General features: G+C 69.9%; 25 protein-coding genes and 1 pseudogene. 11 read left to right on the top strand and 15 right to left on the bottom strand.

What is annotated here, in order from left to right; translation table 11 throughout:
• Positions 1–24: 24 nt before the first annotated feature.
• The 7 genes and pseudogenes from htpX to ACTOQ3_RS06970 form a co-directional block, all read right to left on the bottom strand.
• The gene (gene htpX / locus ACTOQ3_RS07000) at positions 25–876 is read right to left on the bottom strand and encodes a zinc metalloprotease HtpX (protein WP_362698260.1); all 852 of its coding nucleotides are present in this window, start codon (positions 874–876) and stop codon (positions 25–27) included.
• A 73-nt stretch (positions 877–949) separates the two neighbouring features.
• Positions 950–2,731 (bottom strand): NADH-quinone oxidoreductase subunit N, encoded by a 1,782-nt coding sequence (locus ACTOQ3_RS06995; protein ID WP_440082588.1) that lies wholly within the window; start codon positions 2,729–2,731, stop codon positions 950–952.
• Entirely contained in the window at positions 2,728–4,533 is a 1,806-nt protein-coding gene (locus tag ACTOQ3_RS06990; RefSeq protein ID WP_440082587.1) for a complex I subunit 4 family protein, read from the bottom strand. Before ACTOQ3_RS06990 ends, ACTOQ3_RS06995 begins: the two co-directional genes overlap by 4 nt.
• A 258-nt stretch (positions 4,534–4,791) precedes the next feature.
• Positions 4,792–6,858 carry an NADH-quinone oxidoreductase subunit 5 family protein gene (locus ACTOQ3_RS06985; RefSeq protein ID WP_440082586.1) on the bottom strand — a complete coding sequence of 689 codons (2,067 nt, stop codon included), beginning with the start codon at positions 6,856–6,858 and terminating at the stop codon, positions 4,792–4,794.
• 203 nt (positions 6,859–7,061) lie between these two features.
• A pseudogene (gene nuoK, locus ACTOQ3_RS06980) lies at positions 7,062–7,379 on the bottom strand (NADH-quinone oxidoreductase subunit NuoK); the annotation flags it as partial.
• A gap of 1 nt (position 7,380) precedes the next feature.
• Complete coding sequence (locus ACTOQ3_RS06975; RefSeq protein WP_440068117.1) at positions 7,381–7,917, bottom strand: NADH-quinone oxidoreductase subunit J family protein; 537 nt, start codon at positions 7,915–7,917, stop codon at positions 7,381–7,383.
• Positions 7,914–8,888, bottom strand: coding sequence for a 4Fe-4S binding protein (locus ACTOQ3_RS06970; RefSeq protein ID WP_440082898.1), 975 nt, complete (start codon positions 8,886–8,888; stop codon positions 7,914–7,916). The genes ACTOQ3_RS06975 and ACTOQ3_RS06970 overlap by 4 nt, the downstream gene beginning before the upstream one ends.
• 360 nt (positions 8,889–9,248) lie before the next feature.
• Here ACTOQ3_RS06970 and ACTOQ3_RS06965 point away from each other — a divergent pair, with 360 nt between their 5' ends.
• Positions 9,249–10,745 (top strand): protein kinase domain-containing protein, encoded by a 1,497-nt coding sequence (locus ACTOQ3_RS06965; RefSeq protein ID WP_440082585.1) that lies wholly within the window; start codon positions 9,249–9,251, stop codon positions 10,743–10,745.
• Positions 10,746–10,837: 92 nt separating this feature from the next.
• Here ACTOQ3_RS06965 and ACTOQ3_RS06960 read toward each other — a convergent pair whose 3' ends face one another.
• The 5 genes from ACTOQ3_RS06960 to ACTOQ3_RS06940 all read right to left on the bottom strand — a co-directional run bounded on the left by ACTOQ3_RS06960 (position 10,838) and on the right by ACTOQ3_RS06940 (position 14,538).
• A complete protein-coding gene (locus ACTOQ3_RS06960) occupies positions 10,838–11,776 on the bottom strand; it encodes a hypothetical protein (RefSeq protein ID WP_440082584.1) in 939 nt (312 codons plus the stop codon).
• Between the two features lie 108 nt (positions 11,777–11,884).
• A complete protein-coding gene (nuoH, locus tag ACTOQ3_RS06955; protein WP_440082897.1) occupies positions 11,885–12,838 on the bottom strand; it encodes an NADH-quinone oxidoreductase subunit NuoH in 954 nt (317 codons plus the stop codon).
• 102 nt (positions 12,839–12,940) lie between these two features.
• Positions 12,941–13,486: an NADH-quinone oxidoreductase subunit C gene (locus ACTOQ3_RS06950; protein ID WP_440082583.1), complete on the bottom strand. Its 546-nt coding sequence runs from the start codon at positions 13,484–13,486 to the stop codon at positions 12,941–12,943.
• Between the two features lie 85 nt (positions 13,487–13,571).
• A complete protein-coding gene (locus ACTOQ3_RS06945; protein WP_246474028.1) occupies positions 13,572–14,012 on the bottom strand; it encodes an NADH-quinone oxidoreductase subunit B in 441 nt (146 codons plus the stop codon).
• Between the two features lie 154 nt (positions 14,013–14,166).
• Positions 14,167–14,538: an NADH-quinone oxidoreductase subunit A gene (locus ACTOQ3_RS06940; protein WP_440082582.1), complete on the bottom strand. Its 372-nt coding sequence runs from the start codon at positions 14,536–14,538 to the stop codon at positions 14,167–14,169.
• Between the two features lie 318 nt (positions 14,539–14,856).
• Between ACTOQ3_RS06940 and ACTOQ3_RS06935 the strand changes: the two genes are divergently transcribed.
• The 5 genes from ACTOQ3_RS06935 to ACTOQ3_RS06915 all read left to right on the top strand — a co-directional run bounded on the left by ACTOQ3_RS06935 (position 14,857) and on the right by ACTOQ3_RS06915 (position 20,607).
• On the top strand, positions 14,857–16,293 hold the full coding sequence (locus ACTOQ3_RS06935) for a polysaccharide deacetylase family protein (RefSeq protein ID WP_440082896.1): 1,437 nt from the start codon (positions 14,857–14,859) through the stop codon (positions 16,291–16,293).
• Between the two features lie 69 nt (positions 16,294–16,362).
• Positions 16,363–16,452, top strand: a complete 90-nt coding sequence (locus tag ACTOQ3_RS06930; RefSeq protein WP_362698292.1) for a putative leader peptide — start codon at positions 16,363–16,365, stop codon at positions 16,450–16,452.
• A 214-nt stretch (positions 16,453–16,666) separates the two neighbouring features.
• The gene (locus tag ACTOQ3_RS06925) at positions 16,667–18,520 is read left to right on the top strand and encodes a 2-oxoacid:acceptor oxidoreductase subunit alpha (RefSeq protein WP_440082581.1); all 1,854 of its coding nucleotides are present in this window, start codon (positions 16,667–16,669) and stop codon (positions 18,518–18,520) included.
• A complete protein-coding gene (locus tag ACTOQ3_RS06920) occupies positions 18,513–19,583 on the top strand; it encodes a 2-oxoacid:ferredoxin oxidoreductase subunit beta (RefSeq protein WP_440082580.1) in 1,071 nt (356 codons plus the stop codon). The genes ACTOQ3_RS06925 and ACTOQ3_RS06920 overlap by 8 nt, the downstream gene beginning before the upstream one ends.
• Positions 19,584–19,680: 97 nt before the next feature.
• Positions 19,681–20,607 carry an NAD-dependent epimerase/dehydratase family protein gene (locus ACTOQ3_RS06915; protein ID WP_440082579.1) on the top strand — a complete coding sequence of 309 codons (927 nt, stop codon included), beginning with the start codon at positions 19,681–19,683 and terminating at the stop codon, positions 20,605–20,607.
• A gap of 71 nt (positions 20,608–20,678) precedes the next feature.
• On the opposite strand, the gene ACTOQ3_RS06910 is transcribed toward ACTOQ3_RS06915, so the two are convergent.
• Complete coding sequence (locus ACTOQ3_RS06910) at positions 20,679–21,053, bottom strand: nuclear transport factor 2 family protein (protein ID WP_440082578.1); 375 nt, start codon at positions 21,051–21,053, stop codon at positions 20,679–20,681.
• Between the two features lie 69 nt (positions 21,054–21,122).
• Here ACTOQ3_RS06910 and ACTOQ3_RS06905 point away from each other — a divergent pair, with 69 nt between their 5' ends.
• Positions 21,123–21,719 (top strand): TetR/AcrR family transcriptional regulator, encoded by a 597-nt coding sequence (locus ACTOQ3_RS06905; RefSeq protein ID WP_440082577.1) that lies wholly within the window; start codon positions 21,123–21,125, stop codon positions 21,717–21,719.
• Positions 21,720–22,097: 378 nt separating this feature from the next.
• Here the strand turns inward: ACTOQ3_RS06905 and ACTOQ3_RS06900 are convergent, their stop codons facing one another.
• On the bottom strand, positions 22,098–22,310 hold the full coding sequence (locus ACTOQ3_RS06900) for a DUF397 domain-containing protein (protein ID WP_362849784.1): 213 nt from the start codon (positions 22,308–22,310) through the stop codon (positions 22,098–22,100).
• Positions 22,301–23,122 carry a helix-turn-helix domain-containing protein gene (locus ACTOQ3_RS06895; RefSeq protein WP_440082576.1) on the bottom strand — a complete coding sequence of 274 codons (822 nt, stop codon included), beginning with the start codon at positions 23,120–23,122 and terminating at the stop codon, positions 22,301–22,303. Before ACTOQ3_RS06895 ends, ACTOQ3_RS06900 begins: the two co-directional genes overlap by 10 nt.
• Before the next feature lie 425 nt (positions 23,123–23,547).
• On the opposite strand from ACTOQ3_RS06895, the gene ACTOQ3_RS06890 reads away from it, so the two are divergent.
• The 4 genes from ACTOQ3_RS06890 to ACTOQ3_RS06875 form a co-directional block, all read left to right on the top strand.
• A complete protein-coding gene (locus tag ACTOQ3_RS06890; RefSeq protein WP_440082575.1) occupies positions 23,548–24,003 on the top strand; it encodes a hypothetical protein in 456 nt (151 codons plus the stop codon).
• The gene (locus tag ACTOQ3_RS06885; RefSeq protein WP_440082574.1) at positions 24,000–24,731 is read left to right on the top strand and encodes an ATP-binding protein; all 732 of its coding nucleotides are present in this window, start codon (positions 24,000–24,002) and stop codon (positions 24,729–24,731) included. The genes ACTOQ3_RS06890 and ACTOQ3_RS06885 overlap by 4 nt, the downstream gene beginning before the upstream one ends.
• Positions 24,732–24,750: 19 nt before the next feature.
• Positions 24,751–24,873, top strand: a complete 123-nt coding sequence (locus tag ACTOQ3_RS06880) for a hypothetical protein (protein WP_440082573.1) — start codon at positions 24,751–24,753, stop codon at positions 24,871–24,873.
• Positions 24,874–25,131: 258 nt separating this feature from the next.
• Positions 25,132–25,811: non-reducing end alpha-L-arabinofuranosidase family hydrolase (locus ACTOQ3_RS06875; protein ID WP_440082572.1), on the top strand; the 680-nt coding region annotated here is incomplete at its 3' end.

The following is a 25,811-nucleotide window of genomic DNA, read 5'->3' as shown; positions in this document are numbered from 1 at the left end:
TCACGGCGGCAGGGAAGCGCGGGGTCAGCGGCGGTAGCCGGCCATACGCTCCAGACGGGCGACGCGCTCGGCGGTGGGCGGGTGGGTGGAGAACATCCGGCCGATCCCGGCGCCGCGGAAGGGATTGGCGATCATCAGGTGGGAGGCGGAGGCGATCCGGCCGTTCTCCGGGAGGGGCAGCTGACGGGTGCCCATCTCGATCTTTCTCAGCGCCGAGGCGAGGGCCAGCGGATCGCCCGTCAGCCGGGCACCGGACTCGTCCGCCTGGTACTCACGGGAGCGGGAGATGGCCATCTGGATCATTCCGGCCGCGACCGGACCGAGCACGATCATGAGGATCGCACCGATGAACCCGGGGCCCTCGTCCTCGTCACCGCCGCCGAAGAACAAGCCGACATAGCCGAGGTAGGTGATCATCGTGGCGAGCGCGCCGGCCACCGAGGAGATCAGGATGTCGCGGTTGTAGACGTGGGAGAGCTCGTGCCCGATGACCCCGCGCAGCTCGCGCTCGTCGAGGAGCTGGGTGATCCCGTAGGTTACGCACACCGCGGCGTTGCGGGGGTTGCGCCCCGTCGCGAAGGCGTTGGGCTGCATGGTCGGCGAGACGTAGAGCCGGGGCATGGGCTGGCGGGCCTCGGTGGAGAGCTCGCGCACGATCCGGTAGAGGAGCGGCTGCTCCACCTCACCCACCGGCCGGGCGCGCATGGCCGACAGCGCGATGCGGTCGGAGAAGAAGTAGGCGACGCCGCTGGTCGCCAGCGCGACCAGGACCGCGATCTGCACGCCGGTGCCGCCTCCGAACCACGCCCCCACCACGATGATCACCGCGGACAGTGCGCCGAGAAGGACCGCGGTACGCAGACCGTTGTGGTGCACTACACCCCCCTTTCGGTTGATGCTGATTCACCTGTGACAACGTCTCCGGCCAGGTCGAACGTTCCCGGATGGTTCAGCCCGCGGCGATGAGCGCCGCGGGGACGAGGTCGAGGACCAGCTGGGGAGCGGCCGAGAACGCGATCGCGACGATCCCGGCCACCGCGACCGCCACACTCGCGGGTATCCATCCGGTGCCGCGGCCACCCGTCTCCGCGCTGCCCGGCACGACGCTGCCCGCCATGGCGCTTCCTGTCACGGCACCGCCCGGCACGGCACCCCCGATCACGGCTTCCCTCGTCACAGCACCCCCGATCACAGCGCTGCCCGCCATGGCGCCCCCGATCGCAGGGCTCTCGGTCACCGGGGCCGGGGTGAAGATCCGCACGACCCAGGCGACGTAGTAGTAGAGACCCACGACGGTGTTGACCGCCATCACGGCCGCCAGCCAGCCACCGCCTCCGCCGAGGAGCTCCCGGAACACCACGATCTTGGCGAAGAGCCCGGCCAGCCCCGGGGGCAGGCCCGCCAGGCAGATCAGGAAGAAGGCCAGTGCCAGCCCGGCCGCCGGGCTCCGGAACGCCAGACCCCGGTAGTCGTCCAGTTCCCCGCTGCCCGACCTCCTCGACACCAGCGTGACCACGGCGAACGCCCCGAGGTTCATCGCCGCGTAGAAGACCAGGTAGGCGACCGAGGCGTTCATCGCCTCGTCGTTCCTGATGCCGAGGGGAGCGAGGATGTAGCCCGACTGGGCGACGGAGGACCAGGCGAGCAACCGCACGGCGTGGCGCTGGCGCGTGGCCAGGAGGTTGCCGACGGTCATGGTCAGCGCGGCGAGAATCGCGACCAGCGGGATCCAGGTGGCCCCCAGGCCGCCCAGGGCGACGACCAGGATGAGGATCAGCCCCGCGAACCCCGCCGCCTTGGAGATGACGGAGAGAAGCGCCGCGACGGGGATGGGCGCGCCCTGGTAGACGTCACCCGCCCACGCGTGGAACGGCACCGCTGCGATCTTGAAGGCGAACCCGGCGAGGACCAGGACCACGGCCACGGTGACCACGGCGGGCAGGTCGTAGGCGATCTGCAGCGAGGACTCGTAGGCGCCGCCGTCGCCGATGTCCCCCTGGCCGGGCCCGAGGCCGGTGGCGGCGGGGACGTCCTGTCGTAGAACGTGGGCGATGCGGTCGAGGTAGACGGTGCCGGTGGTTCCGTACAGCAGGGAGACCCCGAAGAGCATCACCGCCGTGGAGACCACGGAGACCAGGAAGAGCTTGACCGCCGCCTCGGAGCTCCGGCCGTCGTAACGCTTGAGCGCGGTGAGCGCGAACACCGGCAGCGAGACGAGCTCCAGTGCGACCACCAGCATGATCAGGTCACGGGAGGCGGGCAGGGCGACGGCACCCGCCAGCGTGCAGAGCAGCAGGAAGTACCACTCTCCGACGGGGATGTCCCCGGAGGAGAGTTCGGCCGCCGACAGCAGCACCACCACGATCCCGGCGAACAGCGCGAGCCCGGCGAAGACCAGCGTGAAGTCGTCGACCACGAACGAGCACGGTGCCACGGCGGCCGTGGGCGCCTTCGGCCCGGTGACCGGGGGAGCGATGGCGCCGATCGCCGCGCGGGGGGAGCCGAGCAGCCCCTCTGGCACGCAGAAGGTTCTCAGCGGCTCTCCGGCGCGTACGGCCTGGGAGATCACTACTGCCAGGGCGGCGATCACCCCGGACAACGTGACCGCGCCGAGTGCCGTCCGGACGTACGGCCTGCGGGGCAGGAAGGCGTCCAGGAGCAACACGAGCCCTGCGGTGAGGGCGAGGATCAGGGGCGGCGCGACCGCGTAGTAGTCGATCGACTGGATCACGGCGCGCCCACCAGGGTCCGGACCACCGGATCGGTGAGGAGGAGGAGCGCCTTGGGCCAGAGCCCGAACAGCAGGATCAACGCGATCAACGGCACCCAGGCGGCCAGTTCGTGGCCCGAGACGTCGGGCATGCGCGATCTGCCCGTGCCCGTCGCCCCCGAAGCGACTCCCGAAGTCGCCCCTACCCTCGAACCCCCCGAAGTCCCCAGAGCAGCCGGGGTCGCCGGGGTCGCCGGGGTCGCCGGAGGGGGAGCGCCACCCCCGCCGACGGTTGCCATGAGGGGGCCCTCCTTCTCCCCCGCCTCGCCGGCGGGGGCACCACCGTCGTGATCACCCTCCTCCCCGGTCGGTCCCGTGGAGGGCAGGCCGCCCGCGGCGGCCGCGGCGAGGACCGGGACATGGACGGTCTCGGTGCCCCGGCCGTGGGTGACGCGGGAGAGCATGAGCAGGAAGTAGGCGGCGGTCAGCACGGTACCGAGACCTCCGAGGGCCATGAAGACCAGGTAGAGGGGGCGCGACAGACCCGCGGCCGGTTCGAAGGCACCGAGGAGGGCCAGCATCTCACCCCAGAAGCCCGCCAGTCCCGGCAGCCCGAGCGAGGCGACGCAGGCGAAGGTGAGCAGGGAGGCGAGGCGGGGAAGGCGTGTCAGCATGCCACCGCCGAGGGCCGGCATGTCGGAGGTGCCGTAGCGCTCCTTGATGGCTCCGGCGACGAAGAACAACAGGGCGGTGATGAGACCGTGGGCGATGTTGCCGAACAGGGCACCGTTGACTCCGGCCGGAGTGAGCGTGGCGAAGCCCAGGAGCACGAAACCCATGTGGCCGACCGAGGAGTAGGCGATCATCCTTTTGAGGTCACGCTGGGCGAGACAGGCCAGCGAGCCGTAGACGATGCCGATCACCGCGAAAGCCCCGAGCCACGGGGCCGTCGCGGCGGCACCATCGGGCAGGATCGGGATCGCGACGCGGGCGAAGCCGTACGTGCCCATCTTGAGCAGCACGCCGGCCAGGAGCACCGAACCGACGGTCGGCGCCTCGGTGTGGGCGTCGGGCAGCCAGGTGTGCAGCGGCCACATCGGGGTCTTGACCGCGAAGCCGATGCCGACGGCCAGGAAGGCGATGGTCTGCACAGCGGGTGACATGCCCGTTCCCCGTGCCCGCGCGAGGGCGATCATGTCCAGGGTGCCGGTCTGCGACCAGATGAGCAACAGGCCCAGCAGGAGGACCACCGAGCCGAGCAGGGTATAGAGGATGAACTTGATCGCCGCCGCCCGGCGGGCGCGCCCGCCCCAGATGGCGATCACGAAGTACATCGGGATGAGGACGACCTCGAAGAACACGAAGAACAGCAACAGGTCGAGCGCGAGAAAGGTGCCGATCATGCCCACTTCGAGGACGAGCAGCGTGAACACCAGCGCCCGTGGCCGGTTGCCACCGGGCCGGGGACTGAGCAGCTGCCCGGGGCGGTCGGCGCGCCCCCTGCACAGGTAGACGAAGCAGAGGAAGGTCAGCAGCGTGGTCAGCACGACCAGCGGCAGCGAGATCCCGTCCACGCCGAGGTGGAATCTGAGGTCGAGGCCGGGGATCCAGGCCAGGTCTGTCGCGAACTGCACCCGAGCGGCGTCGCCGTAGTCGAACGCGGCGACCAGCACCACCGACAGCGCGAACGTGAGGCCGGAGACGACCAGGCCGTGCACCCTGAGCAGCCGACCCCTGGCCGCGACGTCCGACCCGAACGGTGCGAGCAGCGCGGCGGCTCCGGCGAGTGGCACACCGAGGAGCACGATCAGAATCCAGCTCATGGCGTGGCCACCTCACCGAAGTTCGGCATCGGGTTCGGCCCCGAGTTCGCCCCGGTGTCCGGTCCCGTGTTCGGTGTCGGATCCGGTGTCGGGTCCGGTTCCGGTTCCGGGTTCGGTGTCGGGTCCGGTTCCGGGTTCGAGTCGGGTGTCGAGTCCGGTCGTGTGCTCGGTCGCGGAGAGGAGGTCAACGGCGCGTCACCGCCAGACGGATGAGGAGCAGCACGACGAGGGCCACGACGCCCCAGAACAACAGAGAGATCACCTGAAGATCACCGCCCCGGCCGCGATCAGGAGGACTCCGGCCAGCAGGCCGGTGATGTAGAGCTGGGCGTTGCCGTTCTGCGCCAGGCGGACCAGCCCGGCCAGGCCCAAGGTCGCCCGGCCCGAGCCGCGCACGGCACCGTCCACCACGCGACCGTCGGCGCGGACGACAAGACTCGCCAGGAGCAGCACGGGTCGGACGAACAGACCGTTATAGACGGAGTCGACGTGGAAGGCCTGCTCGCAGGGGGCCCGGAAGGGGCCGAGCAGGCGAGCCGGGTCGGCCAGGGGGTCGGAGCGCCACACGGCGTAGACCGCTCCCGCCCCCAGCAGCGCCACCGCGAGGCTGAGGGCGGCGGCGTCCCAGTGAACGTCGCCGACACGGGCGAAGCCGAGGAGCAGGGCCGGAACGGCCAGGACGAGAATGGGCCAGCGCATGGTGGCCGGAACCTCGTGAACGGCGGTGTGAGCGGAGGCGTGGACGGCGGTGTGAACGGCGTGCGGCGCGCCGGATGCGGGCGCGGACTGGGGCTGAGGCTGGGGCTGGGGCTGGGGGGCACGCTGCCCGAAGAAGGTTCGCAGCCACGCGCGGGTGGCGTAGGCGCCGGTCACCGCGACCGTGGCGAGGGCGCAGCCGTAGAGCAGCAGGGCCGCGGCGCCTGTCAGCGGCCCGGAGGACAGGGAGTGCTCGATGGCCACCAGCACCTCGTCCTTGCTGAAGAAGCCGCTGGCCGGGGGCAGACCCATGAGCGCGGCGAAGCCGATCGTCATCGCGGCGAAGGTGACGGGAAGCCCCCTCCTGAGGCCCCCCATCGTGCTCATCAGGTTGGAGCCGACCGCGTGGATCACCGCTCCGGCGCAGAGGAAGAGGAGCGCCTTGAAAGCGCCGTGGGTGATCAGGTGGAAGATCGCGGCGCTCCGGGACCCGGCGGCCAGGGCGCCGGCCATGTAGGCGAGCTGGCTGATCGTGGAGTAGGCGAGGACGCGTTTGAGGTCGTCCTGGGCCAGGGCGGCGAGGGCCGCGCCGAGCATGCCGATGGCGGCCAGGACCGCGAGGACGTCCAGGGTGGGGCGGGCGCCGAGGAAGGCCGGGTAGAGCCGGGCGACGACGAAGATGCCCGCGGCGACCATGGTGGCCGCGTGGATGAGGGCGCTGATCGGTGTCGGTCCGGCCATCGCGTCGGGAAGCCAGACGTGCAACGGCACCTGGGCGCTCTTCCCCGCCACCCCGGCCAGCAGCAGCATGGTCGCGGCGATGAGCGTGCCGGAGGACATCTCGGGGACTCCGGCGATGACGTCGGCGATCCTGAAGCTTCCCGCCGCCGTCCCGAGGACGAAGATGCCGAACAGGAATCCGACGTCGCCGATCCGGGTGACGAGGAACGCCTTGATCGCCGCTCGCGAGTTGGCCCTGTCTTCCCACCAGTGCCCGACCAGCAGGTAGGAGCACAGGCCCATGATCTCCCAGCCCACGTAGAGGACCATGAGGTCCGCCGCGTAGACGACCAGCAGCATGGCGCTGGTGAACAGGCTGATGAAGGAGCTGTAGGACGGGTAGCGCCGGTCACCGCGCATGTAACCGACGGAGTAGATCTGCACCGCCAGCGCGACCGCGGCGACCAGCACGGCGATCGACGCGGCGAGGCCGTCGACCAGCAGCCCGACCGAGATCGGCACCGAACCCGTCTCGATGACGGTGAACGCCGCGGTGACACCGTCGATCGCTCCCTGGCCTCCCGGCCCGGCCGGGGCGGACGGCTCGGCTCCGCCCCCGCCGGTGGTGGCCCAGGTGGCGTAGGCCAGCCAGATCGCCAGGGCCGCGGAGACGGCGGTGGGCACCACGGCGATCCAGGCGGCCCGGTGGTTGGCGGCGGTGTCGGCGTTGACCTTGAAGGCGCCACTCCTGGGAGCGTCGGCCTTGGGGGCGTCGGCCTTGAGGATGCCGCCTTCGCCGGTCTCCGGGGGCGTCACGCTGTGGGGGCGCCGGGGGAAACGGGAGCCGAGAAGGCCGGTGACCGCCGCGAGGAAGGGCAGCAGGATCACGAGCGAGGCGATAGTGATCATGGCGCGTCACCCGGCCCGGTGTCCGCCTCGGATCCGGTCCCGGACCGGGACCGCCGCGTGTCGGTCCCGATCTGGGGGTGTGTCTGTGTCCGGGACCGGCCCCGGGACCCGGCCGGAGGCTGCTCCACGAGTGAGGAGTCCGAGCCGGTGTTGCCGGGACCGGTGTCGCCGGGACCGGTGTCGCCGGGACCGGCGTCGGCGAGGTCGGTGTCCGTGGGGTCGGACAGGGAGCGGAGGCGGTCGAGGTCGACGGTCTGGCGGTTGCGGTAGAGCGCGAGGATGATCGCGAGACCGAGGCCGACCTCGGCGGCGGCGATCACGATGACGAACAGTGTGAGGACCTGCCCGCCGTGCAGCCGGTCGCGCAACCACACGTCGAAGGCGACCAGATTGAGGTTGACGGCGTTGAGCATGAGCTCGACGGACATCAGCACGAGGATCGTGTTGCGGCGGGCGAGCACCCCGTACACGCCGATGGAGAACAGCAGTGCCGAGACGACCGCGGGATAGACGACGTGCACGTCAGTCCCTCCCGCGGATGTCCGTGCGGGACAGGACGATGGCGCCGATCAGAGCCGCCAGCAACAGGACCGAGAGCGCCTCGAACGGGAGCACCCAGTTACGGAAGATGCTGGAACCGAGCTCGCCGGCCGATCCGCCGCCGGGCTCAAGCGGGACGTAGGCCATGCGGAAGCCGTCGACGACGACGGTGACCAGCACGGCCGCGGTGGCGATCGCCACGATCGCCGCGGTCGGACGGTTCGGACTGTCGAGGTCGGCGCTCCTGCCGATCGGGGCGCGGGTGAGCATGATGCCGAACAGGAGCAGGACCACGATCGCGCCGACGTAGATCAGCACCTGGACCCAGGCGACGAACTCGGCGGTGAGCACCAGGTAGCACCCGGCCAGCGCGCCGAAGCAGACGACCAGCCACAGGGCCGCGTGGACGAGCTGCCTGGTGGTCACGACGAGCAGCGCCGACCCGACGGCCACCGCGCCCAGCAGAAGGAAGACGATCTCCTGCCCGGTCGGCGACAGGTAGGACGGCACCTCGGTCACCTCTCCTCCTCGGGCTCTCCACTCGGATCCGTGGAAGGAGTCTGCTCCGGTGTGGCCGCCGCCGGAGGTGCTTCACCCCCGCCTGTGGATAACTTCTCGACGGATGGCCCACCTGTGGACGGATCGTTTTTCTTCGGAAGGGCACCCGGTGGCCGGATGGCCCGGACGCTCGCGTGCCCCGCCGAGGTGCCCGGTCTGGACGACCTGTCCGGGGATGGGCCGCGCCGCGCGGGCGGCGCGTCGGGGGTGCCGGGAGCGGGTGAGGCGGGTGGCGAGGACGGGGAACCGGACGGCGAGGACCCGGACGACGAAGGCCCTGACGGCGAGGACGGGGCATCGGGTACGGAGGTGCCGGAACCGGGCGCGGGCGCTCCAGGGCCCGGCTGGAGACCCGGTTCTGAGCGGGAATCGGCGGGGGAGGCCGGGGCTCCGGACGGTGAAGCCGACGCGCCGGGCGCGGAGGCCGCAGGACCAGAACCGGCCGCGGGACCAGAACCGGCGGTAGGGCCCGAACCGGCTGCGGGACCGGGGCCGGCGGCGATACCAGGACCGCCTGCGGGACCAGGACCGGCGGTGGGGCCGGTCCTGGTTCCGGCAGCGGGAGCGGGCTCGGAGGGAGCCGGGCGAGGACGGACCGGACGGGAGGTGGCCGCCAGTTCCTTGGGCGGATCGGCGTTGGGCTCGTGGGCCGGAGGCGGCGGTACGGTCTGGGCCCAGGCGGCCAGCTTGTCCTTCTCATGAAGAAGGTTACGGATGTCGCCTTCGGCGTACTCGAACTCCGGGGACCAGAACAGCGCGTCGAAGGGGCAGACCTCGATGCAGATCCCGCAGTACATGCACAGGGAGAAGTCGATCGCGAAGCGGTCGAGCATGTTGCGGGCCCGGGGACGGCCGCCTTCCGGGGCGGGGAGGGTCTCCTTGTGGGAGTCGATGTAGATGCACCAGTCGGGGCACTCGCGGGCACAGAGCATGCACACCGTGCAGTTCTCCTCGACCAGCGCGATCACCCCCCTGCTCCTCGGGGGCAACTCCGGCCGGACTTCGGGATACTGCTGGGTCACCGACCTGCTCAGCATGTGGCGAAGGGTGACGGAGAGTCCCTTCGCCAGTCCCACTCCTGGTATCCGTGCCACAACTCAACATCATGGCGCACAGCGGGGCGCTCGGGAATGCGTGGGCCCCGGAGACCGTCGCGGTGAGAGGTATCAGCCGGGGAACCGGGTTATCCACAGAAGTTATCCACAGACTGTGTGTTCGATAACCGCTCCCCACCCACAGGCTCGCCAGCGAAGCGACTGCGGACCTTCTGAAAAAATCGTATTGTTCGCCACATGTCCCACCAGTACGGGCCGGCTTGGCAGTCGCAACCACCGGCGCGATCCAACACGGCGTGGAGCGTCGTGTGGGCGCTGGTACCCCTGCTGACCTGCGGTATCGGGACACCGTTCGTGATCGGCCACGCCGCGCGCCGGCTGCGGAGCCCGTTGCTGGCCGTCGCCGCCGTCTTCTACGGGCTCGGCATCGGCATCTTCATGGTCGCCGCGGCGATCTACGGAAGTTCCGACGACATCCCGGTCGTACTCGACACCATCGGGACGATCGGCCTGTTCGGCAGCTGGATCGGCGGGCTGGGCCACGCGCTGATCCTCAGGGCATCGGTTTTCCGGCGGTGGCCGTCCCGGGAATTCCATCCGGGACCGCCTCAGGGGTACGGCCACGTGCAGGGCCCGCCCCGGGTGCCGTCGTACCAGACGGGTCCCACCGCGACCTCGGTCGTGCACCCGGCCGCGCAACGGCCGCAGCCACACCACCAGGAGCCTCCGTACCACGGCGGGTACCAGCGGCCGCCACAGCCCCGCCATGACGACCGGCCGCCGCAGCACTCGCCCCAGTACACCCAGGGCCACTTCGCGCAGGGCCGGCCCACCCACACTTCGCAGGGTCCCCACGCCCCCTTCCCGCAGGGCCGGCCCACCCACGCTTCACAGGATCCCCACGCCCCTTTCGCGCAGGGCCGGCCCGCCCACACCTCGCAGAGCCGGAACGCCCCCGCCCCGCAGGGCTGGCTCGGGCCGTACCGGCTGATCGGCAGCCTGGGTAAGGGCGGCCAGGGAACGGTTCACCTCGCGCTCAACCCGCAGGGTCAGAAGGTCGCGATCAAGGTGCTGCACGAGCACTTCAACGGCAACCAGGTGGTCAGGGAGCGGTTCCTGCGGGAGGTCGAGGCGACCCGCAGGGTGGCGACGTTCTCCACGGCACGGGTGCTCGACGTGAACATCAACGAGGACCAGGCGTACGTCGTCAGCGAGTACGTGGAGGGCGACTCCCTGGAGCAGCTGGTCCGCGACAAGGGCCCGCGCGACGGGGACGGCCTGACCAGGCTGGCCCTGGCCACGGCGGGCGCGCTGGCCGCGATCCACCGGGCCGGCGTGGTACACCGGGATTTCAAACCGGCCAACGTGCTGATCGGCGCCGACGGCCCTCGCGTGATCGACTTCGGCATCGCCCGAGCCCTCGACCAGGTCACCGCGACATCGGGCAACATCATGGGCACCCCCGCCTACATGTCGCCCGAGCAGCTCTCCGGCGGGGCGATCGGCCCGGAGACCGACGTGTTCAGCTGGGCCGCGACCATGATCTTCGCCGCCTCGGGGAAGGTCGCCTTCGGGGAGGACACCATCCCCGCGATCCTGAACCGGGTGATCAACCACCAGCCGGACCTGGCGGTCCTGCCCCGGTCACTGCGCCCGCTGGCCGCCGCCTGCCTGGACAAGCAGCCGGGCAACCGGCCCACGGCCGCCGACATCATGCTGCGAATCGTGCAGTAGGGAACCAGGACCACCGGCGCTCGCGCGAAAAACCGACGCGAAAAACCAGCGTCAACAGGCCACCCGGAGGAGACGTGGCGGCCGAAGCCCGGCTAGGGAACCGCGTCCTTCGCCCGCGCCGTCAGCTCCAGGTACTCGTCACGGGTCAGCGCGCGGACCTCGAGCTCCAGGCCGTTCCCTGTGGCGAAGCGCTCGACGTCCTCGGCGTCCCACTGTCCCGGCAGGTGGAACAGCTCCCCGCCCACCATCAGGCCGGTCACCCCGGAATCCACCGAGTACAGCAGCAGCTCGGACGCGTCCAGCTCGCGGGTCCTGCGCGCGGTCTCCAGCAGCAGGCGACCGTGGACGACCACCAGGCGGCAGTGCGGCTGGCCCTCGCGCCTGAGCACGCGTCCCTCGGCGGTCTGGTTGCGGGACCTGCGGCGGCCGACCCCGACCACGACGACGGCCCCGGCGACCGTCAGCGCGGCCAGCACCAGGGCGGCGATCCCGAGCGGGCCCATCCCCCGGGTGACGTCGGCGCGGGTCTCGGTCAGGTTGAGGAGCACGAGCGCCACGAAGACCGCCCCGTAGGCGAGCACCGCCCACATGAGCACGTACAGCAGTTGCTCGCGCCACCACACCTTCGGCGAGCTCAGAGGCGGTCTGAGGCTTCTCGCGCCGGGCACGCGCAGGCGCGGCAGGGGCGCGGGCGCCCGCCGCCAGGTCACCGCGCACCACCTCGGCGACCTCCGGGCGAGGGCGACCCTGGCCCGCTGCGGCGTGTCGAACGCCCGGAACTCGAACTCCAGCCCGTTGTCCGCGGCGAACGCCTTCACCGCCCTCTTCGACCGGGACCCCGGAGCCTCCAGCATGACCAGGCCGGACTCGTCGAGCACCGCCAGGCCGTATCTCGTCCTCCCCCTGCCGGGATAACCGAAGATCAGCAGCGTGCTCGCCCGGCCCTCCCCGGCGAGCGGCAGCCGCACCGCCGGATGTTCCGGCACATCGACGACCAGTTCATCCTTTTCCACGGCAAGCGCGAGGGTCATGCGTTCCGTCCTTGGCAGGTGGTGTCACAGAGTGTATTTACTCCCTGCCCTGCGTGGGCACTTCGAACGTCAGATCGTTCGGTACGACGGTACGCGGAATGGAGGGGATCATCCCACGGCGACCCTGACGATTCCCGTCAGCGCCAGCTGGACCAGGGCCAGCGGTACCAGGCCGACCCAGGCGAGCCGCTGCAGCTGGTCCTCGCGCAGGCGGGGATAGCTCACCCGGATCCAGATGATCACGAAGACCAGCAGGAAGACCTTGAGGAGCATCCACACCGGCCCCGGCAGGAACGGGCCGTGCCAGCCACCGAGGAAGAGCACGCTGGTGAGCGCGGAGACCACGATGATCCCGGCGTACTCGGCCAGCATGAACAGGGCGAACCTCATGCCGGTGTACTCGGTCATCGGACCCATGATGATCTCGGAGTCGGCGATCGGCATGTCGAACGGCGGGCGGCGGAGTTCGGCGAGCCCGGCGACGAAGAAGACCACGCCGCCGATCGCCTGCCAGGGCAGCCACCACCACTGCCAGGCCTGCACGATGCCCGGCAGGGAGAGCGTGCCCGCCGCCATCGCGACGCTGGAGGCCGCGAGGACCAGCGGCAGCTCGTACGACATGAGCTGGGCGGCCGAGCGCATTCCGCCCAGGACGGAGTACTTGTTGCCCGAGGACCACCCGGCCATGATCGAGCCGAGCACGCCGACCCCCATCACGGCGAGGACGAAGAACAGTCCGGCGTCCAGGTCGACCCCGACCAGCCCGGGTCCGACCGGGATGACGACCATCACCAGGAGGTAGGGGACCAGCGCCACGCCGGGGGCCAGGCTGAAGACCCGGCGGTCGGCGGCGGTCGGGATCACCTGCTCCTTTTGCATGAACTTGACCCCGTCGGCGATCAACTGGGCCCAGCCGTGGAAGCCCCCGGCGTACATGGGACCGAGGCGCGACTGCATGTGCGCCATGACCTTGTGCTCCATCTGCCCGGCGACCAGCGGCAGCACCAGGAAGATCGCGACGATCACGACAAGCCGTACCGCGACGTCGAGCACCTCGGCGATCACGGGCACCTCCGGTCTTTCGGGGGAAACCCCCGGCCATAACCGACATCGCGGGCATCACAGACATCGCGGGCATCGCGGCGGGACAGCCGCCGGGGAGTCTCAGGTGCCACGTTCGTGCCCCCAGTCGGCGGGCACCCCCGGCGGGAGCGTCTTGCGGCGGCTCGGCGAGCCGTGGCCGGACTCTCCGGGCTCCTTGGCCCCCGGCCAGGCCTTGGCGACCCGGGCGGCGAGCACGAAGTCCTTGCGCAGCGGGAATCCCTCGAAACCCTCGGGGAGCAGCAGCGGCACCAGGTTCGGGTGGCCCTCGAAGACGACGCCGAACATCTCGAAGGTCTCGCGCTCGTGCCAGTCGGCTCCGCGGAAGACACCGACCGCGCTGGGCAGCCGGGGGTCGGCGCGCGGGACCCGGGTGCGCAGCAGCAGGTGGGCGTGCGAGACGGGGGCGAAGAGGTGGGCGACGACCGCGAACGCCTCCGGCGGCTCGTCCACCGCGGTCAGCCAGTCGAAGAACTCGTAGCCCCCGGCCCTGGCGGACTCCAGCAGGCCGACCCAGCCGCCGGGATCCACGTCGACCGTGGTCTGGCCGAAGGACTCCGACACCCGGGCGCCCTCGCCGTACGCGAAACCGGGCGCGGAATCGGGCACGGAACCAGGCACGGAACCAGGCGCGGAACCGTTTCCGGGGCCGAGCTCGGGTTCGGGCGCGGAACCGGACGCGGGTTCGGGTAGGTCAGGCATAGCGGTCACCCAGGTTCTCCGCGGCGATCTTCTCCTGGAGCATCATGATGCCGTGGAGCAGCGCCTCGGGGCGAGGGGGGCAGCCGGGGACGTAGACGTCGACCGGGATGATCTGGTCGACGCCCTTGGTCACGCAGTAGGAGTCCCAGTACGGACCACCGGAATTGGAACAGGCGCCGAAGGAGATCACGTACTTCGGGTCGGGCATCTGCTCGTAGAGCCGCTTGACCGCGGGCGCCATCTTGTCGGTCACCGTGCCTGAGACGATCATCAGATCCGCCTGCCGGGGACCGTTGGCGAACGGGATGACCCCGAACCTTATGAAGTCGTGCCTGCTCATCGAGGTCGCGATGAACTCGATCGCGCAGCAGGCCAGACCGAAGTTGAACGCCCACAGCGAGTAACGGCGCCCCCAGTTCAGAATGAAGCGCATGGGTTTGGGGGCCAGACGCGAGACTGGCCCCACGGTGGGCATCGGGAGATCCGCCATGGCACGCATTCTCCTTCAGAGTCGGTGCTCGCGCTCGCCCGGCCCTTCGAGCTCCCGGATCCGGCCTGTCGAGTTCCCAGGCCGGGCTTTCGAGCTCTCAGGTCCAGGTGAGCGCGCGCTTGCGCCAGGCATAGATGATGCCGAGCGCGATGAAGCCGAGGAAGACGAACATCTCGACCAGGGTGGTCGTCCCGAAGCCCGGCGCGGCGAAGACCGTCGCCCAGGGGAACAGGAAGACCGCGTCCACCGCGAAGACCACGTACAGGTAGGTGAACACGTAGTAGCGGATCTGGGACTGGGCCCAGCCGTCACCGACCGGGTCGACGCCGCACTCGTAGGTGAGCAGTTTCTCCGGGGTGGGGCGACTGGGCCGGAGCCCCCGGTTGACGAGCAGTGCTCCGGCGACGATGAGCAGGCCGATCGCGAACAGCGCGAGGACCACCACATAAGAGCCGAAATATCCGCTCATGGTCTCTCCTTCTTGGGGCCGCCGCCCGAACGTTCCGGGACGCCGCACGACCTTCCGGGACGCCGCCCAACGCTCCGGACGCCGCACAAGCCACACAACGCTCGGGGACGTCGCACAACGCTCCGGGACCTGCCGTACGGGGCTTTCCGCCCTACCTATAGCAGTATCCGCGCTTCCCGTCACGCGGGGAAACCGGCGGGCGCGAAACGCTAAAGCCTCTGTCCATTTAACATCAAGGCAGAGTAAATGCCCCATAAACCCCTATAGCGTTAGTTTATGTTTAAACTGCGATTCGGCGGAGGAATCGCGTTGACGGCCGTGATGCTGGCCGGTTGCGGTGTGGCCACCGCCTCCCCCCATGGGGATTCCCCGATCCCCTCGGAGCCAACGCTGATCAATTACGTCGACCCCTCCATGGTCCAGGGCCTGAGCACGAGAAGCCTGAACGCGGGAGAGACCAAGGGCCGGCGCGTGCACGCCACCTACCCGGCCGTCGCCGACGCCCCCCGGCTCACCCAGAAGCTCCTCAAGACGGTGACCAGGAGTCTCAACCGGTTCACCTGGCACGACCTCCCCGCCGACGCCCTGCCCAACCCCGAGTTCAACGTGGACTGGCAGCTCGCCGCCGCGTCCCCCGAGGTCCTGGGGGTGCGGCTGCGCATCGGCCAGTCCACGGGCTCAGGCTGGAGCGAGTCGCGGACCACCGTCTGGTACGACCGGGCGAGCCGGCGCGCCCTGGACTCCCCCGGCCTGCTCAGGGACGTCTCGGCGCTGACCACGCTGGCCGGCATCGTCAGGAGCGAACTGGCGCTGCGGGGGCCGCTGGTGAACCCCAACGCGCTCAGACCGGAACCCTCGATGTTCGACTCCATCGGTTTCAACCCGCGCGGCGACCTCGTCGTGGAGTTCGACGACAAGCAGGTGGGCCTGGGCGTCGCCGGCCGGGTGGCGGTCGCCGTGCCGTCCGCGACCGCGGCGCCGCTGCTGTCGGCGACCGGGCTGCGGGCGCAGCGGGCCTCCGTGAGGACCGCGACCCTCACCTCGCAGAAGGACATGCTCGCGGCGAGCATGGACAGGCCCGCGGCGCGCAGTTCCATGGCGGGCACCGTGGACTGCGCGAAGGCCAGGTGCGTGGCGCTGACCTACGAGGACGGTCCGGGCCCCGAGACCGGGCGGCTGCTCGACATCCTCGGCGCGTACAAGGCGAGGGCGACCTTCTTCAGCCTCGGTTCCAACGCCTCCGCGCGTCCCGAGTTGCTGCGGCGGATGCGTGACGAGGGGCACCTGGTGGCCAACCACACCTGGTCCCACCGCGACCTCAGCGCGCTGCCCCCCGCCGTGCTCGCCGACCAGCTCACCCGCGCGCAGCACGCGATCATCCAGGCGATGGGCCAGGTGCCCACGCTGATGCGCCCGCCGTACGGCGTGACCGACGAGCAGGTGGCCTCCGTCTCGCGCCGGTTGGGCATGTCCGTGGTGCGCTGGAGCGTCGACGCCGAGGACAGGAACGACTCCGACCCCCGCGCGATCGCCCGCCGGACCATCGCCCGGGTCAAGCCCGGATCGATCGTCCTCATGCGCGACTTCCACCACGCCACCGTCGACGCGGCCCCCGCGATCTTGCGCGAGCTCACCGCAAAGGGTTATACCTTTGTCACTGTTCCGGAGCTGTACGGCCCGCGCGCGATGGAGCCGGGCCGGACCTACGACTCCGGGGCCATGCCCACCGTGCTGGAAAAGCAATCCCTGTCATAGCCGGAGGCTATGGGGTCATAGCCAGAGGCGATGAGAGCGCCTTCGCGACGGGACATATAGTTGGGCATCGTGATCCCAACTGTCCTCTTCGGCCGCCTGCACGTTGACCTGTGTCGGCTCGCGGCCGGGCTGTGTCGGGCCGACCGTCTGCGATCGTGACTTCCCCGTAGGCCGTACGACGGCCGCGACGCGCGATGTCCGCGCCCAGCTTCGACTCAGTTTCGACTCAGCGGCCGTCAAGGATATGCGACAAAGGTCACTTTCCTTCGCCGAGTGGAACGCGAAAAGACTACGCGTGACCCCGAGGATCTAGCATGGAAAAAAGAATGTGCCACGAGCAACGGCGCCCTGTCGCGTCGAGGAGGACTGAGCTGTGACCAAGCAGGTTCAGCAACTCGACCGCGTGATCATCCGGTTCGCCGGCGACTCCGGCGACGGCATGCAGCTGACCGGTGACCGCTTCACCGCCGGAACCGCGGAGTTCGGCAACGACCTGTCGACGCTTCCCAACTTCCCGGCGGAGATCCGCGCCCCCGCAGGCACCCTGCCGGGCGTGTCGAGCTTCCAGCTGCACTTCGCCGACCACGACATCCTCACGCCGGGAGACGCTCCCAACGTCCTGGTCGCGATGAACCCCGCCGCGCTGAAGGCCAACCTCTCCGACCTGCCGCGCGGTGCCGACCTCATCGTCAACACCGACGAGTTCACCAAGCGCAACCTGCAGAAGGTCGGCTACGACGGCAGCCCCCTCGACGACGACTCGCTCGCCGAGTGGCGGGTCCACGCGGTTCCGCTGACCTCGCTGACGGTCAAGGCCCTCGAAGGCTTCGCGCTGTCCAAGAAGGACGCCGAGCGCTCGAAGAACATGTTCGCCCTCGGGCTGCTGAGCTGGCTCTACCACCGGCCCACCGAGGCGACGATCCAGTTCCTCGAGACCAAGTTCGCCAAGAAGCCCGACATCGCCAAGGCCAACATCGCCGCCTTCCAGGCGGGCTGGAACTACGGCGAGACCACCGAGTCCTTCTCGGTCTCGTACGAGATCAAGCCGGCCAAGCTGGCCCCCGGGGTGTACCGCAACATCTCCGGCAACCAGGCGCTCGCCTACGGCCTGATCGCCGCCTCGGTGCAGTCGAGGCTGCCGCTGTTCCTCGGCTCGTACCCGATCACCCCGGCCAGCGACATCCTGCACGAGCTGTCCAGGCACAAGCGGTTCGGCATCCGCACCTTCCAGGCCGAGGACGAGATCGCGGGCGTCGGGGCGGCGCTCGGCGCCGCCTTCGGCGGGGCGCTGGGGGTCACGACGACCTCCGGGCCGGGTGTCGCGCTGAAGGCCGAGACCGTGGGCCTCGCGGTGACCACCGAGCTGCCGCTCATCATCGTCGACGTGCAGCGCGCGGGTCCCAGCACCGGCATGCCGACCAAGACCGAGCAGACCGACCTGCTGATGGCCATGTTCGGCCGCAACGGCGAGTCGCCGCTGCCGATCGTGGCGCCCTCGACCCCCTCCGACTGCTTCGACGCGGCGGTGGAGGCGGCCAGGATCGCGGTGAAGTACCGCACCCCGGTCATGCTGCTCTCCGACGGCTACCTCGCCAACGGCTCCGAGCCGTGGAAGCTGCCCGACGCCGCCGACCTGCCCGACATCTCCACCGAGTTCGCCTCGGGGCCGAACGGCGAGGACAGCACGACCTTCCTGCCGTTCAAGCGCGACCCCGAGACCCTCGCCCGCCCCTGGGCGATCCCCGGCACCGCGGGCCTGGAGCACCGGATCGGCGGCATCGAGAAGGCCGAGAACACCGGCAACATCTCCTACGACCCCAACAACCACGACCGGATGGTCCGGGTCCGGCAGGCCAAGATCGACGGGATCGCTAACGACATCCCGCCGCTGGCCGTGGACGACCCCGACGGCGACGCCCGCGTGCTGGTGCTGGGCTGGGGGTCCACGTACGGGCCGATCGCGGCGGCCGTGCGGCGCATCAGGAGGTCCGGGGGCAAGGTCGCCCAGGCCCACCTGCGGCACGTCAACCCGCTGCCCGTCAACACCGGCGAGGTCCTGCGCGCGTACGACAAGGTCCTCCTGCCGGAGATCAACCTCGGCCAGCTCGCGCTGCTGCTCCGCGCCCGCTTCCTGGTCGACATCATCAGCTACAACCGAGTGCGCGGGCTTCCGTTCAAGGCCGAGGAACTTGCCGGCGTGATCCAGGACGTGATCGACAGTGAGTAGTGCTGAGTTGCCCGCGGTGTCCACCCCCGGGAGGGGCGGGGCGCTTTCGCTGGTCCCGAAGTCCGAGGTCAAGCTCGGGATGAAGGACTTCAAGTCCGACCAGGAGGTCCGCTGGTGCCCCGGGTGCGGTGACTACGCCATCCTGGCCGCGGTCCAGTCGTTCGTGCCGGAGCTCGGGCTCAAGCGCGAGAACATGGTGTTCGTCTCGGGCATCGGATGCTCCTCCCGGTTCCCGTACTACATGGACACCTACGGGTTCCACTCGATCCACGGCCGCGCCCCGGCGATCGCGACCGGCCTCGCCGCCTCGCGTCCCGACCTGTCGGTGTGGGTGATCACCGGTGACGGCGACGCGCTGTCCATCGGCGGCAACCACCTCATCCACGCGCTGCGCCGCAACGTCAACCTGAACATCCTGCTGTTCAACAACAGGATCTACGGTCTGACCAAGGGCCAGTACTCCCCGACCTCCGAGATCGGCAAGATCACGAAGTCGACCCCGATGGGCTCGCTGGACAAGCCGTTCAACCCGATCTCTCTGGCCATCGGGGCCGAGGCCTCCTTCGTGGCCAGGACCATCGACTCCGACCGCAAGCACCTGCAGTCGGTGCTGCGCGAGGCCGCCGAGCACCGGGGCACCTCCCTGGTGGAGATCTACCAGAACTGCAACATCTTCAACGACAACGCCTTCGAGCCGCTGAAGGACCCGGAGCAGCGCGACGACATCACGCTGCGCCTGGAGCACGGTCAGCCCATCGCCTCGGCCTCCAAGGCGGTGCGCAGGGCGGCCGACGGCGGCATCGAGGTCGTCCCGAGGTCGGCGGTGAGCGAGGACGAGATCCTCGTGCACGACGCCCACCGCGCCGACCCGTCGCTGGCCTTCGCGCTCTCCCGGCTGGACGAGCCCTCCTTCGAGCACGTCCCGATCGGCGTCTTCCGCAACGTCGACCGCCCCTCCTACGACGAGCTCATGGCCGAGCAACTCCAGGAGGCCGTCGGCGAGCGGGGGCCGGGCGACCTGAACGACCTGCTCCTCGGCGGGGACACCTGGCGCATCGGCTGATCGGAACGAACGCACGACATCACACGGTAAGGCCCGCTCTTCGGAGCGGGCCTTACCGCTTATCTGCTACAAATCCCCCCGAACCAGGAGAAAGCACATGGCCGACCCGGTAGCGGAAGACCACTGGCGGGCGAGGCCCGTACTGGTGACGGGGGCCGGTGGCTTCATCGGGGCTCACCTGGTGCGGCGGCTGAGCGCGCTCGGCGCGCGGGTGCACGCGGTCAGCCGCCGGTCCAGGGAGAGCTCGGACGGCGAGACGTGGCACGTCGCGGACGTCGCCGACGCGGGCACGGTCGAGTGGCTCGTCGGCTCGACCCGCCCGGCCGTCGTGTTCCACCTGGCCAGCGAGGTCGCCGGGGCGAGGGATCCACGGCTCGTGCTGCCGATGCTGCACAGCAACCTCACCGGCGTGGTCAACCTGCTGACGGCGGTCGCCGGGGCGCCCGAGACGAGGGTGGTGCTGGCGGGCTCCCTGGAGGAGCTCCGGCCCGAGGAGGGCGACCGGGCGCCGTCCTCGCCGTACGCGGCGTCCAAGTGGGCCGCCGACGGCTACGCGCGGATGTTCCACCACCTGTGGGGCGTCCGGGTCAGCAACCTGCGGATCGGCATGGTCTACGGGCCGGGCCGCCAGGACACCCGCAAGCTGGTCCCCTACGTGGCGCTGTCACTGCTGCGCGGGCGGACACCCGAGCTCGGCAGCGGAACGCGCCACCTCGACTGGGTGTACGTCGACGACGTGGTCGACGCCTTCCTCGCGGCGGCCGAGACCCCGGAGGCGGCGGGCCGCGCCTTCGACATCGGCACGGGAACGGGCACCTCCATCCGCGACACCGCGGAACTGCTCTCCGAGATCGTCGGCGGCCGGGCCCGTCCCCGCTACGGCGTCCTCGGTGACCGCCCCCTCGACAGCGCCAGGATCGCCGACCTGACCGCCGCCACCGAGATCCTCCGCTGGCGTCCCACCGTCGGGCTGGAGGAGGGACTGCGCCGGACCGTCGACTGGTTCGCCCGCGAGAACGGCTGAGCCCCGGTCGGGCGGGCGCGAACCTCGCTGAGGTCATCGGTATCGAGGAACCGCTTGACGTACCCGTGGAATCACTCGGACGGGATCGTCCGGGTGGCCTGGATGGCGCGACGCAACCGGCCGTCGGCGGCCAGCTCCCCGAACATGTAGATCTCGGTGGTGATGGTGCCGCCCTTACGCATCTCCGCGATGAGCCGGTACCGGGCGGCAACCTGGTCACCGTCCACCAGCGCCTGCTCCACCTCGACACGGAGCCCGGTGGCCCGTTTGCGGGCCGGACGGATGTGGTCGAGCAACCGCTTCCTGTCCAGCCGCACACCGTCGTTCACCAGCTCGTAGTCCGGCGTGTGGTAGCGGTCCAGCACGGTCGCCGGCTCCTCGTCGCCCAACCCCGCCTCCTGCGGATAGCGGACCAGGTAGCCGGTCAGATCGGTGCGGGGCGTCATGTGATCTCCATGAGTCGACTTATCTTTGACATCGCGTCTACGATAATGCCGGGTGGTAGATTAGACAACGTGTCAGAGGTAACGGGCGGCCGGCGCCGCCGACGACGTTCGGACGCCGAGCGCAGCGCCGCCGCCGTACTCGACGCCGCCGTCCAGGTGCTCGGCCGGCAGCCAGACGCGAAGGTGGAGCAGGTCGCCGCCACAGCCGGCGTCACCCGCCAGACCGTGTACGCCCACTACCCGTCCCGGCCGCTGCTGGTGGCCGCGGTCGTCGACCGCATCACCGCCGAAGCCGTAGCCGCCCTCGACATCGCCGACGTGGACAGCGGCACCGCCGGGGAGGCACTGCTGCGCTGGCTGGACGTCACCTGGCGACTGTTCGAGCGGTACCCGTTGCTCCTGCACCCCTCGGTGACCGCCGCCGACCCGGTGGATTCCGACCGCCGGCATGCCGGGGTCATCGAGCGCCTTGAGAAGCTGATCAGGCGCGGCCAGGCCGCCGGCGAGTTCGACGGCGGCCTCAACCCGGCCTGGCTGGTCTCCGCGACCATCGCACTCGGTCATGCGGCCGGCGGCGAGGTCGCCGCCGGCCGCATGACCACCGCCCAGACGGCGGCAGCGCTCCGCCACAGCATCCTGCGCGTGTACGGCGCCCGCGAATCCTGACCGGCGACGGCCCCCTGGCACTCCCGTGTCCGCTCGATATCGATCGGTGCATCCAGCGCCGGCACACGAATCTCAGCACCGTGACCGAGGGGCCATGGACCGCGGTGGCCGGTGCTCACACCCAGGTCACCTCGGCTGTTCCCGAGGCCCGCGAGAGATAGCCACAGAACCGGCTGGCTTCAGCCAACTCCGCAGAGCCCGGAAAGCCTCGACCAGGTGGCCAAGGGTTGCGGCTGTTTCCTTGACGTGGAGGCTCTCGGCGGGCGGTTGCGCGTGGTGGCCGACTTCGGCGACGTCGAATACACCGTGGCATAGCCCGTACGACGTCAGAAGCCCTCGGCCACCTGGTCGAGGGCTTCCTTGTCTCCGGGAGCGGAGTCAGAAGTCGAACTCGCCCTTCTTGGCGCCGTCGACGAAGGCGTCCCAGACGCTCGCGCTCACCACGAAGGGCGCCTGGTCGGGAGCCTCGGTGTCGCGCAGGCCCACCCGGCCGCCGGACAGCGGGGCGACCTCCAGGCAGTTTCCCTGGTTGGATCCGCTCTTGGTGGCCTTGCGCCAGGCCGCGGTCTTGAGTTCGTCGCTCAGATCCACAGTTTCTCCGCCTTTCTGATCAACTCGACGGACGCGCGCTGGGGCTGCGCCTCCGCGCGCAAGGCGTCGTATCTGGCATGGATGGCTTCCACATCTTCCGGACGACTCGACACATATCCATTGGTTGCGGATTCGATGTACACCATATCCGGGTTTCCCGGAAGCTGAGCGATCACGAAACCGCCGAGGATTCCCGTCGTCACTCCCAGCTCCATGGGAACGATCTGCATGCCGATTCGCGGGGACTCTATCGCCTGCGCGAGGCGTTCGAGTTGTCGGCGCATGACTTTCCTGCCGCCGATCGGACGGCTTAGAACGCCCTCGTCGATCACCGCACGGAACAGAGGCGGGTCGGCGCGATCGAAGATCGCCTGACGCTCCATCCGGGCGGCGACGGCTTTTTCTGTCTGCTCTTCGGTTATGCCGGGCTCTCCACGGATAACCGCCCGCGCGTATTCCTCGATCTGGAGAAGGCCGGGTATGACGAGCGGCTCCCAGGTGTGCAGGGTGTGCGCCACCGGCTCGATGTCGAGCCAGCTTCGGAACCACCAGGGGCTCGCGGCATGGGTGATGTGCGCCCAGAGCTGGACGAGCTCCCCGTCCGCCCCCAGAGCTTCGTCACAGCGTTGTGCCAGGTTGCGGCTGGGTGTGCGCTCGCCCCTCTCGATGAAGCTCAGCAGGCTCCTGCTGAACTGGGTCACCTCGGCCAGCTCATCCTGGGTCATTTTTGCCCTTTTTCGGTATTTACGGAGTTCAGCGCCGAAGAGAGCCAGGTTACTCATTGTCGGGTCGAGCTCGGAGTTCGTGAACATTTCGACTCCATCCAGCGAGGGATTCCACACCGCGGCACAAATGACACAGCTTTTCCACAAACTGTCTCACTGATGTGCCACATGTTTCACTACCCAAAGCAGCTATCCGGGGGCACTCTGTGAAGTGGTCCGGGGCGGCAGAAACGCTACCGGAGTGGCCCTTTCACGCGTATGAGGAGCCCTCTTCTCGGGCCATCGAAAAACACCGTTTATGTCCGGATAAGGGGGTGGAAAGTGTCTGTCGATTCATTGGAGAAGGAGATATCGGTCGTGCTTCACGCCTCTGCCGGACACACACCTGTCACCGCTGAGTAAGTCCTGCAGAGTCGCCTCCTCGCAAGGCGAACCCACCAAACCAAATGGGGCCTGCCACGGCGCGGCACGCCATGACAAGCCCCTCGACCGGACTCTGGAGGTCCGACCTGATGCACAACCCTAGAGGAAACCCCAGGCCGATCCGGGTGCGTTGGCACGCGAACCGGCCGCCGATGCCGCTCGGCTGCCGCTGGTGCGGCCATCCCCCGTACGCCCACGAGGCCGCCAGTCTTCCGCACCGCGCGCACCACCACTGGGAGCAGCCCACCCCCGCCCAGGTCCACGCCCGGATGAGCGTTCGCCGCCGCCTCAACCTCTCCAGCCGCCCGCCCGTCACGACGCCCATCCGCACGATCCCCGGCCCGGCGATCCCCGGCTCCACGGCCCCCGGACCCATGACCCCCACCGCTCTCCCCGCGCGGCTCGCGGAGGTCTCCCCCGGTCGGCACCGGCGGCCGGAGCAGACCGTGGCCACGGCCGCCGTGCCGTACCGGCGCGGACGGCCGCCGAACCCCCGTACCCCCTCCGGCAGGCACACCCCGTACCGGCAGGGAGCGACGGCGTGAACGAACGCGCCTCCCAGCCCCGGCAGGGCGGGCGGCATCGGCGCGGAGCGGCCACCGCGCAGATCGGCCACCGGTCCTGGGACCCCGCCGAACGCTCCGCCGCCGAGCGGCTCGACCAGGTCGAGCCCGCCTGGACCGTCTGGTACGGCCCCGGCACCCGGCGCTTCCACGCCGCCGCCCTGTGGCCCGCTCCCGAACCCCTGATCGTGCGGGCCGGCACCGCCGACGAGTTACGCGACCTGATGCGCGAGGCCGAGCACGGCCCACCGCCCCCCCGAGGAGAGACCATGCCCGAGATCCCGGACACCCCACCGGCCCCGGACGGCTCGCGGACCGTCTGCTGGGACCTGCCGCACGACCTGCCGATCGTCGGCAAGGCCCGCGCCATGGTGCGCGAGATCCTCGTCGCCTGGGAGCTGCACCACCTCGTCGACGACGCCGTCCTGGTGGCCGGCGAGCTGCTCGCCAACGCGATCGTCCACGGCGAGCCCGTGGTCAGGCTTTCCGTGCGGGCCTGCGCGGACGAGCTCCGGCTTCAGGTCACCGACCGGGGAACCGGGCAACCCCGCCTCCTCGCCCTCGACGCCGAGGCCGTCCACGGTCGCGGCCTGGCCATCGTCCGCGCCCTCGCCCACGACCACGGCGTCACTCCCCTCCTCGACCGTCTCGGCAAAACCGTCTGGGCCCGCTGGCGCCTGCCGTCACACGGCGCCTCGCCGACTCCGTGAACCAGGTGTCCGGGACCTGATGACGTACGTTCACGGCCTGCTCGCCGCCGCGTCGAACGGCCGCGCACGGCAGAAGATCATCGCCATCGCTGAACGTTTCATCACGGAGCCGATCCCGCACGGTGCGATCGGACGCCCGTAAGGGCAGATGAAGGCCCGCCGGGGGCGCGAGCGCGGGGAAGAGGGTCAAGGGACGTGCCTTGACGCGGATCGGCCACATCGTATTGGCTCCGCGCACCACCACCATCTCTCGCCAGAGAAATGGAGCAATCCGTCGGCGAACTTAATGTGAGCGCTAACAACGATCTTGGCCTCGCATGAACATCTGGGCGGCATTCCCGGCACGCCACCACCCGCACCAGTCCCCGACAGCGGCTGGACGAAAAGATGAGGAGCACCCATGCGCCTGCCCTGGCGAACGCGGACACCGCGTCCCTCCGCCGTCACATCGACGGCGCCGTCCCAGCCGGCCACACGCCGCGTCTTCACGATCATCGCGATCCCGATCCTGCTGGCGGCGGCCGGGCTGGTGGCCACGCAGCCCGCGCAGGCGGCCGTCGCCTGCCGGGTCGACTACACCGTCACCTCGTCGTGGCCGGGCGGCTTCGGCGCCAGCGTCACCATCAACAACCTGGGTGACGCGGTCAACGGCTGGCGGCTGACCTGGTCCTTCGAGGGCGGCCAGCAGATCACCCAGATGTGGAACGCCACGTCCGCCCAGTCCGGTTCGACGGTGACCGCGACCAACGTCGCCTACAACGTCGCCATCCCGTCGGGGGGCAGCACCGCCTTCGGGTTCAACGGCTCGTACACAGGCAGCAACTCGTCGCCCGCCTCGTTCTCCCTGAACGGCGTGGCCTGCACCGGGAACCCCGGGACCCCCACCCCCACCCCCACGGTCACGCCGACCCCCGACCCGACGCCGACGCCGACCCCGACGCCGACCGGTACCTGCAACCTCCCGTCGACCTACCGGTGGAACTCGACCGGCGTGCTGGCGAATCCGAAGTCGGGCTGGGTCTCGCTCAAGGACTTCACCGTCGCCCCCTACGAGGGCAAGCAGCTCGTCTACGCCACCAC

The organism is Streptosporangium sp. LJ11 (assembly GCF_051918945.1).
Classification (GTDB): Bacteria; Actinomycetota; Actinomycetes; order Streptosporangiales; family Streptosporangiaceae; genus Streptosporangium.
Note: the sequence above shows the minus strand (reverse complement) of the source record. Positions and strands in the feature narration are given on the sequence as shown.

Bases quoted from the DNA above. Each gene is read 5' to 3' on its own strand.
- ACTOQ3_RS06940 (WP_440082582.1), bottom strand. From the start codon at position 14,538: ATGAGCGGATATTTCGGCTCTTATGTGGTGGTCCTCGCGCTGTTCGCG.
- ACTOQ3_RS06960 (WP_440082584.1), bottom strand. From the start codon at position 11,776: ATGACCCTCGCGCTTGCCGTGGAAAAGGATGAACTGGTCGTCGATGTG.
- ACTOQ3_RS06945 (WP_246474028.1), bottom strand. From the start codon at position 14,012: ATGCGCTTCATTCTGAACTGGGGGCGCCGTTACTCGCTGTGGGCGTTC.
- ACTOQ3_RS06965 (WP_440082585.1), top strand. From the start codon at position 9,249: ATGTCCCACCAGTACGGGCCGGCTTGGCAGTCGCAACCACCGGCGCGA.
- ACTOQ3_RS06985 (WP_440082586.1), bottom strand. From the start codon at position 6,858: ATGATCACTATCGCCTCGCTCGTGATCCTGCTGCCCTTCCTCGCGGCG.
- ACTOQ3_RS06910 (WP_440082578.1), bottom strand. From the start codon at position 21,053: ATGACGCCCCGCACCGATCTGACCGGCTACCTGGTCCGCTATCCGCAG.
- ACTOQ3_RS06915 (WP_440082579.1), top strand. From the start codon at position 19,681: ATGGCCGACCCGGTAGCGGAAGACCACTGGCGGGCGAGGCCCGTACTG.
- ACTOQ3_RS06970 (WP_440082898.1), bottom strand. From the start codon at position 8,888: ATGCTCTGTGCCCGCGAGTGCCCCGACTGGTGCATCTACATCGACTCC.
- ACTOQ3_RS06890 (WP_440082575.1), top strand. From the start codon at position 23,548: ATGCACAACCCTAGAGGAAACCCCAGGCCGATCCGGGTGCGTTGGCAC.
- ACTOQ3_RS06990 (WP_440082587.1), bottom strand. From the start codon at position 4,533: ATGAGCTGGATTCTGATCGTGCTCCTCGGTGTGCCACTCGCCGGAGCC.
- ACTOQ3_RS06895 (WP_440082576.1), bottom strand. From the start codon at position 23,122: ATGTTCACGAACTCCGAGCTCGACCCGACAATGAGTAACCTGGCTCTC.
- ACTOQ3_RS06880 (WP_440082573.1), top strand. From the start codon at position 24,751: ATGACGTACGTTCACGGCCTGCTCGCCGCCGCGTCGAACGGCCGCGCA.